The organism is Streptomyces sp. NPDC001093 (assembly GCF_040298985.1).
GTDB lineage: Bacteria > Actinomycetota > Actinomycetes > Streptomycetales > Streptomycetaceae > Streptomyces.
In genome coordinates this window covers 68,506-77,703 of sequence record NZ_JBEPBF010000031.1, presented here as the reverse complement: position 1 = coordinate 77,703, position 9,198 = coordinate 68,506, and the positions used below count along the sequence as shown (strand labels likewise).

Sequence of the window (9,198 nt, the reverse complement as noted above, 5' to 3'; positions counted from 1 at the left end):
GGGCGGGCTGCCCGCCGAGTCGCTCGGCGAGCGCCGGGAGACGGCCGCGCGGACCGCCGTGCGCCGCGCTGCACCCGACCACCCACCGCGCCACGCCCACTCCCCCGGATCCGGCGCCCAGGATCCCGGGCTCTCCCTGGTGCTCCTCACCCCCCGGGACGAGGTCGCCGTGCACGCACCGGACCCGGCCGAAGCCGAGCCGCTCATGGCCTCCGGGACGCCCCACCTCTACGCCGGTGTCGTCGAGGGCACCGGAGTCGTCGGACCGCTCGTCCTGCCCGGCGCATCGGCCTGCGCCGGCTGTCTGCACCTCGACCGCGGCGACCGGGACCCCGCCTGGCCACGGCTGACCGCCCAGTGGCGCTGCGCCAGGGCCCGCCGGGTCGGGGCCTGCGATCTGACACTGGCCACGGCGGTCGCCGGACTGGCCGCGGCGCACGCGCTCGCCTTCCTCGACGGGGAGTCGCCGTCCAGCACCGGCACCCGCTGGGAGGTGTCCACGCCCGGTCTGAACTGGCACGCCCGACCGCTCCGGCCGCATCCGGCATGCGGGTGCGGCGCTGCGGACAGACCTGAAGAGGAGCACTCCTCAACCGGCGGCGAAACGCGCGAGACAATGGCGGTGCAACGGCCGTCGACGGAGCGACGACGCAAGGCACGCGCGGCGCGGCCGACTGGGACTTGGAGGGCGCATGTCTGATCTTCCCCGGAAGGCGGTCACCCGAACCGCCAAGCTCGCCGCGCTCCCGCTCGGCTTCGCCGGCCGGGCGACCTGGGGGCTGGGCAAGCGGATCGTGGGCGAGTCCGCGGAGATCGTCGGCCGGGAACTGCAACAGCGCACGGCGGAGCAGCTGTTCAAGGTGCTGGGCGAGCTGAAGGGCGGTGCGATGAAGTTCGGGCAGGCCCTGTCCGTCTTCGAGTCCGCGCTGCCCGAGGAGATCGCCGGCCCCTACCGCGCCGCGCTGACCAAGCTCCAGGAGGCGGCGCCGCCGATGCCGACCCGCACGGTGCACGCGGTGCTCGAGGAGCGGCTCGGTCCGGACTGGCGTGATCTGTTCGAGGAGTTCGAGGACAAGCCTGCGGCAGCGGCCTCGATCGGCCAGGTGCACCGCGCGGTGTGGCACGACGGCCGCGAGGTGGCGGTCAAGGTGCAGTACCCGGGCGCCGGCGAGGCCCTGCTCTCCGATCTCGGCCAACTGAGCCGCTTCGCCCGCCTCTTGGGCCCACTGATTCCCGGCATGGACATCAAGCCGCTCATCGCGGAGCTGAGGGACCGCGTCTCCGAGGAGCTGGACTACGCGCTGGAGGCGCAGGCCCAGACCGTTCACGCGGAGGAGTTCGCGGACGACCCGGACGTGGTGGTCCCGGCGGTGGTGCACCAGTGCGAGCAGGTCCTGGTGACCGAGTGGATCGACGGCATCCCGCTGTCGGAGGTGATCTCGGACGGCACCCGGGAGCAGCGCGACCGCGCCGGCCAGCTCCTGGCCCGGTTCCTCTTCTCGGGCCCGGCCCGCACCGGCCTGCTGCACGCCGACCCGCATCCCGGCAACTTCCGGCTGCTGCCCGGCGGCCCGGCCGGAGAGGACGACTGGCGCCTGGGCGTCCTGGACTTCGGCACGGTCGACCGGCTGCCCGGCGGTCTGCCGACACCGATCGGCGTCTCGCTCCGCATGACGCTGGACGGCGAGGCCGAGCCGGTCTATGAGCTCCTGTGCGAGGAAGGATTCGTGAAGGAGTCCATAGAGCTGGACCCCGACGCGGTCCTCGACTACCTGCTGCCGATCATCGAGCCGGCCCGGGTCGAGGCGTTCGCCTTCAACCGCACCTGGATGCGCAACCAGGCCGCCCGCATCGCCGACCCCCGCTCCCCCGCCTACCAGCTGGGCAAGCGGCTCAACCTGCCGCCCGCCTATCTGCTGATCCACCGGGTGACCCTGAGCACCATCGGCGTCCTGTGCCAACTCGGCGCCACGGTACGGCTCCGCGAGGAACTGGAGGAGTGGCTGCCGGGCTTCGTCCTCGAGATCCCCGAGGACGAACTGGCGGATGACGAACTGGGGTATGACGAATTGGGGTATGACGAACTGCCCGAGGAGGAGCCTGCGGCGGAGGCGTGATCCGGGGTGCCTGGGATCGGGTGACCGGCGTTTCTTGAAAGTGGGGGGGAGGGGGCGGGGGGGAGGGGGAGGGCCCCCGAGAAGCGGCTCACCACCAGGACGAGTCCAGCCGCCCCTCGATCGCCCTCAGATTCTCCCTTGAGCAGATGTCGCAGAAGTACTGGCGGACGCCGTTCTCCACGGAGCAGGTCCAGGTGGCCGGCGGGGGGCCGTCGGCGGGAGCGCCGCAGCGGGCACACACGAGCACGCGGTGCTCCGGGGTGGAGCCGCCCTGATCAGGTTCTCTGGGAAGACTCGTCACCTGGCGACGATAACTCCGCAGGCGGCGGATCGCCGTGCAACGCACCGCGGGGGCCGGTCCGTTCGGCCGGACCGGCCCCCGCTCGAGAAGGCTTCGCCTCCCAGGGCCGGGAGGCCACCGCTTCCGCAGGTGTGATCGTTACTGCATGACCGCCATGGCGAGCGCGCGCCGGGCGCGCAGCGAGGCGCGCTCGGCGCGGCGCTGCATCCGCTGGGCGACGACCAGGCGCACGGCCCGGCGTTCCCGCTCGGCGTCACGGAGTCGCTCGTGCATATGCGCACGAGCCAGGGCTTCTTGCATGAGTTGCATCTCTCGGGTCCTGTTCTGGCGCGCTTCGGTCGCGCCGGTGGTGGTGGCGTCTGGAGTCGCGGAGCCTGCGGGCTCGCTGGTGGACGGCTTCATCGGGGCCTGCTTCTTGGGGTCGTGCGTGAGGGGACGGTCGATCGTTCCTGCGGTGTTCATGCTGTGACCGGGTTCTTGCGCGGGCGACCACGCGGCCGCTTCCGGGCGACGACGACACCCTGGACGAACAGCTCGCCACCCCAGACGCCCCAGGGCTCACGCCGCTCCTTGGCGCCGGCGAGGCAGGCCTCGATCAGCGGGCAGGTGCGGCAGAGGGACTTGGCGTACTCGACGTCCGCCGGCGACTCGGCGAAGAAGACCTCCGGGTCGTAGGAGCGGCAGGGGACGGGTACGCCGAGGTTCTCGATGGCGTCGTCGAGCGCGGTGAGCGCGGTGAGGGGGGTCAAGGTGGAGTCCTCCGTGAGGCCGGGCGGGGGGATCGTTTGCGAAGGCGGTACGGACGGGGCGTGCGCTTCGAGTTGCACGGTTGGTCTTCCTCGTCTGGTCGGTCCGGCCGGTTGACCGGGTGTCGGCTTGGTACCGGGTTCTTTTCCTGTCCCGGGGCCCCTTCGCTCCGTCGTCCCCGATTTGGGGAAAACAGAAGGGCCGCGGATCCCGGATGGGGTTCCGCGGCCCTGAAGGCGCCGGCCTGATCGGATCAGGCTGGATCACTCCAGGGTTCTGGCCCACGGAAGGCCCACATCAGGTGGTGCTGCGTCGTCTGCTTCCGGAATCCGGCACCGGCCGCCGCAAAGGCATAGGCCTGCGCCTGTGCCGCTACCGCTTCCAGTGCCTTGGTCGGTCGCTCATTGCGCTCACGGACGGGAAGGCCCGCGAGAGCGTGGGAGGAGGCCGGACGGTCGGCACGAATGCCGGACAGACCGGTGCCCTGGTGGGAGGCGCCGAGCATGCACAGGGAGACGGTCGAGCGATCGGTCAGTTTGGCCGTGCTGATGGTGCTGGTGTTGATGCTGATCACTGGACTCGCCTCCTCTCGGCGTCTCAAGGGACTGGGTGAACCAGTCCGTTCGGATATGCAAGTACATCACGGAGCCGGGGCCTTCGAGAAGGCCGCTGCTTCCGTGCCTAGAACCTATGGGGATTGCCGGGGCATGCGCAAACTATTTTTTCGACGAGTTCGTATCAGTCGTCCTCGTCGCCTTCCCCGGCCTCGTGGCCTGCGCAGATGGCCAGAACGTCGGTTCCGTAGCTGCGCAGCTTGCGGCTGAGGACACCGGGGATGCGGGAGAGTTCGGCGGGACTCTCGGGCCGCGCCTCGGCGATGGCCATCAGGGTCCGGTCGGTGAAGACGCAGAAGTCCGGCTGTCCGCTGCGCTCGGCCTGGACGGCCCGCCACTCCCGCAGCCGTTCGTAGAGCCCTTCGTCCATGTCCGAGGGGCAGTCCTCACAGCGCATCAGCTTCATCTCGCCCGCCTCGGTGAGCGTGCGGCCGCAGACCCGGCAGCGGGCGGGGGTGCGCTGGGTACGCCGGGGGACGGCGATGGTGCCGCGGGTGGTCCCGTGCTCGATGCCTCCGGCGGCGGCGGTTCCGCTGTGGCCGACGGTGGTCGTGGTGCCTGGGCGCAGTCCGTCCAGGAAGCGGCTGGGTCTGCGGTTGGGGCGGGTGCCGGGTGACCGGGACAGCGCCCAGGAGAGGTGGAGCCGTTCCCGCGCCCGGGTGACGCCGACGTACAGCAGCCGCCGTTCCTCCTCGATCTGCTCGTCGGTCTTGGCGTAGGTGATCGGCAGCATGCCCTCGGCGATGCCGACCAGGAAGACGGCGTCCCACTCCAGGCCTTTGGCGGCGTGCAGGGAGGCGAGGGTGACGCCCTGGACGGTGGGGGCGTGCTGGGCGTTGGCCCGCTCGTCGAGTTCCGCCACGAAGTCGCCGAGGGTGGCGCCGGGTCTGGCCGCGGCGAGATCGTGGGCGAGGCCGACCAGGGCGGCGAGGGACTCCCAGCGCTCTCTGACGGCGCCGGAACCGGCCGGGGGCTCGGTGGTCCAGCCCTCTCCGGACAGGACGGCACGCACCTGGGAGGGCAGGTCCACGGCGTCGTCCAGCAGGGAGTCGTTGCCGCCGAAGCGGGCCGCGCCGCGCAGGGCGATGCCGGCCTTGCGCACCTCGGGCCGGTCGAAGAAGCGCTCGGCGCCGCGCAGCTGGTAGGGGACGCCGGCGTCGGCGAGGGCCTGCTCGTAGGTCTCGGACTGGGCGTTCGTACGGAACAGGACGGCGATCTCGGCGGCCGGGACGCCCGCGTCGATCAGCTCGCGGATGCGGCGGGCGGCGCCTTCGGCCTCGGCCGGCTCGTCGGTGTACTCGGTGTAGAGGGGTTCGGGGCCGGGGGCGCGCTGGGAGATCAGTTCCAGCCGGTGGTCGGCGGCGCGGCCGCGGGCCTGGGCGAGGAGGCCGTTGGCGAGGTGGACGACCTGGGGGGTGGAGCGGTAGTCGCGGACGAGTTTGACGACGGTGGCGCCGGGGTGCCGGGTGCGGAAGTCGAGGAGGTGGTCGGGCGTTGCTCCCGTGAACGAGTAGATGGTCTGGCTGGCGTCGCCGACGACGCACAGGGTGTCGCGGTCGCCGAGCCAGAGCTCGAGCAGTCGCTGCTGCAGGGGGCTGACGTCCTGGTACTCGTCGACGACGAAGTGCTGGTATTGGACACGGACCTGTTCGGCGACGTCGTGCCGGTCCTGGAGGATGGCGACGGTCAGCAGCAGGACGTCCTCGAAGTCGATCACGGCGCGGTCGCGCTTGAGGTCTTCGTAGGCCGCGTAGAGGTGGGCGATCTCGGCGGGGTCGCGCGGGGCCTCGCGGCCGGCCTTCGCGGCCGCGTACGGGTAGTCGGCGGGGATGGTCTGGGTGACCTTGGACCATTCGATCTCGGCGGTGACGTCCCGCAGCTCGCCCCGGTCGAGCCGGGTGCCCAGGCCGGCGGCGGCGTCGGCGACGAGCTGGATCTTGCGGTCGACGAGCCGGGGCATGCGGCCACCGATCGCTTTCGGCCAGAAGTACTGGAGCTGGCGCAGGGCGGCGGAGTGGAAAGTGCGGGCCTGGACGCCGTGGGCGCCGAGCTGGCGCAGCCGGCCGCGCATCTCCCCGGCGGCGCGGTTGGTGAAGGTGACGGCGAGCACGCTGGAGGGCTGGAGGATGCCGGCGCGTACGCCATAGGCGATGCGGTGCGTGATGGCCCGGGTCTTGCCCGTGCCCGCTCCGGCCAGGACGCACACCGGGCCGTGCAGGGCGGTGGCCACCGCGCGCTGCTCGGGGTCGAGCCCTTCGAGCACCGCGTCGGCCGAGTCCGGTGTCTGCGGGAAAAGGGTGGAGTGCGTTGCTGCTGTCACACCGCCATGCTGCCAGGTCGCCAGGGACCGCCGTGTCGGTTGTCCACAGGCGCGCACGGATAGTCGTATGAATGCGGCAGGCGTCACAGCCACCTGTGGATACCCCAGCGGGGAATGGCGGACGGCTCGCGTACGTTCTTCCCCTGGACGATTTTCCGAGCTGCCTGAGGAGCGCGAGAGACATGCAGGGCACTGTGACGATGTACAGCACGACTTGGTGCGGCTACTGCCGGCGGCTGAAGAGCCAGCTGGACCGGGAGGGCATCGCCTACACCGAGATCAACATCGAGCAGGACCCCGAGTCCGCCGCTTTCGTGGAGAAGGCGAATGGCGGAAACCAGACGGTCCCGACCGTGCTCTTCGGGGACGGCACGACGCTGACGAACCCGTCGCTCGCCCAGGTGAAGCAGAAGCTCGCCGCGTGACGCTCCGCGGGTTTCCGCGGTGACCGCAGCAGGGCGGCCCCCGAGAGGTCGGGGGCCGCCCTGCTGTGTCTGGGACGGAGCGTCTGGGACGGAGCGCTGTGTCCGGGACGGAGCGCTCCGTGTCAGACGAAGCTGCGCGTCGGCAGCGGCTTGCCGTACCACATCTCGATCAGGCGGGCCGCGATGGAGATCCCGTAGGGCGGCAGCACCTCGCCGGACTCGAAGGCGTCGTGCAGTTCCTCGCGGGAGAACCAGCGGGCCTCGTGGATCTCGTCGCCGTCGACGTCGATCTCGGTCGAGGTGGCGCGGGCCATGAAGCCGAGCATCAGGCTGGACGGGAAGGGCCAGGGCTGGCTGGCCACGTACTCCACGGGGCCGACGGTGATGCCGACCTCCTCGGACACCTCGCGGCGCACCGCCTGCTCGATGGACTCGCCGGGTTCGACGAAGCCGGCGAGCGTGGAGAAGCGGCCTTCGGGCCAGTGGACCTGGCGGCCGAGCAGGATGCGGTCGTCCGCGTCGGTCACGGCCATGATCACGGCCGGGTCGGTGCGCGGGTAGTGCTCGGCGCCGCAGGCCGGGCAGCGGCGGATGTGACCGGCGGCGGCGATGACCGTGCGTTCGCCGCAGCGTGAGCAGAAACGGTGGGTGCGCTGCCAGTTCTCCAGGCCGACCGCGTGCACCATCAGCCCGGTGTCGCGCGGCGAGAGCAGCAGGCCGGCCTCCCGCAGCCCGGCGGGGCGCGCGGACTGGTCGATACGGCCGGGCAGCGCGTCCTTCTGGAGCGCGAAGTAGCTGACGCCGTCCTCGTCGATGCCGAGGAAGTAGCGGTGCGCCTCGGTGAGCGGGGCCTCGAAGGAGGGCGTCATGACGAGCTCGGTCCGGCCGTCGGGTGTCTCGTCGATGAGCACCTGGCCGCCGGAGACCACGAAGCAGCGGGTCGTGGGGTGGCTCCACGCCGCCGCGAGCCAGGCCTCGTCGAGCCGGTGGTGGGCGGCGCGGTCGATGCCGCTCGGAGCGGTCAGCGAGATGGGTCGATCGGCTGTGTCGTCGGTCCAGGTGGTCACGGGTGCTTCCAACTCCCCCAGTGCAGCGGTTCGTTCGGCGGGCGGTTCGGCGGGACGTGGGCGGGAGGGCACCGGGCCGGACGCGGGCGGGACGGGCGGGGCGGTCCTGCGGTGTGCCCCACGCGCGATGCCCTCCCGTACGGCACCGGCCGGTCAGGGCGTGGGACGCCAGTGCTCGGCCAGGTCATCCCACAGGTAGGCGCTGGTCTCGACGCCTTTGAGGAGGAGGTCGAGCTCGACCTTTTCGTTCGGGGCGTGCCAGCCGTCGGAGGGAACGGAGATGCCCAGAAAGAGCACGGGGGCGCCGAGGACCTCCTGGAGGTCGGCGGCGGGTCCGGAGCCGCCCTCGCGGGTGTAGCGGACCGGCGTCTCGAAGGCGCGGCCCATGGCGCGGACCACGGACTGCAGTGCGGGGTGGTCGAGCGGTGTCAGGCACGGGCGGGTGGCCGCGCCGAAGGCGATCTCGTACCGGATCCCGGCGGGCACCTGCGTCTCGGCCCAGCCGCGGACGGCCTTCTCGAGGTGGTCGGGGTCCTGGCCGGCGACCAGCCGGAAGGACAGCTTCACCATGGCGGAGGCCGGGATGATCGTCTTGCTGCCGGGGCCCTGGTAGCCGCCGCCGATGCCGTTGACCTCGGCGGTCGGGCGAGCCCAGACGCGCTCGAGGGTGCTGTATCCGGCCTCGCCGTGGGTGGCGCGGGACTTGGCGGTGTCCAGCCAGCGCTCCTCGTCGAAGGGCAGCTCGGCGAACAGTTCGCGCTCGCGGTCGGTCAGCTCCACGATGCCGTCGTAGAAGCCGGGGATCGCCACGCGCGCGTGCTCGTCGTGCAGGGCGGCGACCAGGCGGGCGGCGGTGGTGGCCGGGTTGGGCACGGCGCCGCCGAAGGAGCCGGAGTGGATGTCCTGGTCGGGGCCGTACAGCCGGATCTCGCACTCGGCGAGGCCGCGCATGCCGGTGCACACGGTCGGGGTGTCCTCGGACCACATGCCGGTGTCGGAGACGATCACGGCGTCGGCGGCGAGCCGTTCCGCGTGCTCCTCGACCAGGGCCCGGAAGTGGGGGGAGCCGGACTCCTCCTCGCCCTCGATCAGCAGCTTCAGGTTGACCGCGGGGGCGGTGCGGCCGGTGGCGGCGAGGTGGGCGCGGACGCCGAGGGTGTGGAAGAACACCTGGCCCTTGTCGTCGGCCGCCCCGCGCGCGTAGAGGCGGTTTCCGCGGACGACCGGCTCGAAGGGCTCGCTGTCCCAGCCGTCCTCGCGGGCGGCGGGCTGGACGTCGTGGTGGCCGTAGACGAGGACGGTGGGCGCCTCGGGGTCGCCGGAGGACCACTCGGCGAAGACGGCTGGGGCGCCGGGGGTCTGCCAGACCTCGGCGGTCGGGAAGCCGGTCTCCTTGAGCTTGGCGGCGAGCCAGTCGGCGCTGCGCCGTACGTCGGGCGCGTGGTCGGGCTGGGCCGACACTGAGGGGATGCGCAGCCATGCCGCGAGGTCGTCGAGGAAGGTGGCGCGGTGCTGCTCGATGTACGTGCGGACGGCGCTGTCCGGGGTCTGGCTCATGCTCACGAGCCTATCGGCCCGCACCGACATCCTCGGCGGGCGGTTCGTCA

The 9,198-nt window shown here is 71.8% G+C and carries 10 protein-coding genes; 3 read left to right on the top strand and 7 right to left on the bottom strand.

Annotation, left to right across the window (positions count from 1 at the left end; translation table 11 throughout):
• Together ABT288_RS18185 and ABT288_RS18180 are read left to right on the top strand one after the other, a co-directional pair.
• A partial coding sequence (locus ABT288_RS18185) for a TOMM precursor leader peptide-binding protein (RefSeq protein WP_351608434.1) occupies positions 1-700 on the top strand: 700 nt, incomplete at its 5' end.
• Positions 693-2,117: an ABC1 kinase family protein gene (locus tag ABT288_RS18180; protein ID WP_351608432.1), complete on the top strand. Its 1,425-nt coding sequence runs from the start codon at positions 693-695 to the stop codon at positions 2,115-2,117. The genes ABT288_RS18185 and ABT288_RS18180, both read left to right, overlap by 8 nt.
• A gap of 88 nt (positions 2,118-2,205) precedes the next feature.
• Here the strand turns inward: ABT288_RS18180 and ABT288_RS18175 are convergent, their stop codons facing one another.
• The 5 genes from ABT288_RS18175 to ABT288_RS18155 form a co-directional block, all read right to left on the bottom strand.
• The gene (locus tag ABT288_RS18175; protein WP_351608447.1) at positions 2,206-2,418 is read right to left on the bottom strand and encodes a hypothetical protein; all 213 of its coding nucleotides are present in this window, start codon (positions 2,416-2,418) and stop codon (positions 2,206-2,208) included.
• Between the two features lie 138 nt (positions 2,419-2,556).
• Complete coding sequence (locus ABT288_RS18170) at positions 2,557-2,880, bottom strand: putative WhiB-interacting protein (RefSeq protein WP_351608429.1); 324 nt, start codon at positions 2,878-2,880, stop codon at positions 2,557-2,559.
• Positions 2,877-3,245 carry a WhiB family transcriptional regulator gene (locus tag ABT288_RS18165; protein WP_023546912.1) on the bottom strand — a complete coding sequence of 123 codons (369 nt, stop codon included), beginning with the start codon at positions 3,243-3,245 and terminating at the stop codon, positions 2,877-2,879. The genes ABT288_RS18170 and ABT288_RS18165 overlap by 4 nt, the downstream gene beginning before the upstream one ends.
• A 173-nt stretch (positions 3,246-3,418) precedes the next feature.
• Positions 3,419-3,739 (bottom strand): hypothetical protein, encoded by a 321-nt coding sequence (locus ABT288_RS18160; protein WP_351608426.1) that lies wholly within the window; start codon positions 3,737-3,739, stop codon positions 3,419-3,421.
• Between the two features lie 164 nt (positions 3,740-3,903).
• Positions 3,904-6,156, bottom strand: a complete 2,253-nt coding sequence (locus ABT288_RS18155; protein WP_450858209.1) for an ATP-dependent DNA helicase UvrD2 — start codon at positions 6,154-6,156, stop codon at positions 3,904-3,906.
• A gap of 125 nt (positions 6,157-6,281) precedes the next feature.
• On the opposite strand from ABT288_RS18155, the gene ABT288_RS18150 reads away from it, so the two are divergent.
• On the top strand, positions 6,282-6,524 hold the full coding sequence (locus tag ABT288_RS18150; protein WP_351608420.1) for a mycoredoxin: 243 nt from the start codon (positions 6,282-6,284) through the stop codon (positions 6,522-6,524).
• Positions 6,525-6,646: 122 nt separating this feature from the next.
• On the opposite strand, the gene nudC is transcribed toward ABT288_RS18150, so the two are convergent.
• Both nudC and ABT288_RS18140 read right to left on the bottom strand, forming a co-directional pair.
• Positions 6,647-7,591 (bottom strand): NAD(+) diphosphatase, encoded by a 945-nt coding sequence (gene nudC / locus ABT288_RS18145; protein WP_228623388.1) that lies wholly within the window; start codon positions 7,589-7,591, stop codon positions 6,647-6,649.
• A gap of 153 nt (positions 7,592-7,744) precedes the next feature.
• The gene (locus tag ABT288_RS18140) at positions 7,745-9,148 is read right to left on the bottom strand and encodes a dipeptidase (protein WP_351608417.1); all 1,404 of its coding nucleotides are present in this window, start codon (positions 9,146-9,148) and stop codon (positions 7,745-7,747) included.
• Positions 9,149-9,198: the final 50 nt, after the last annotated feature.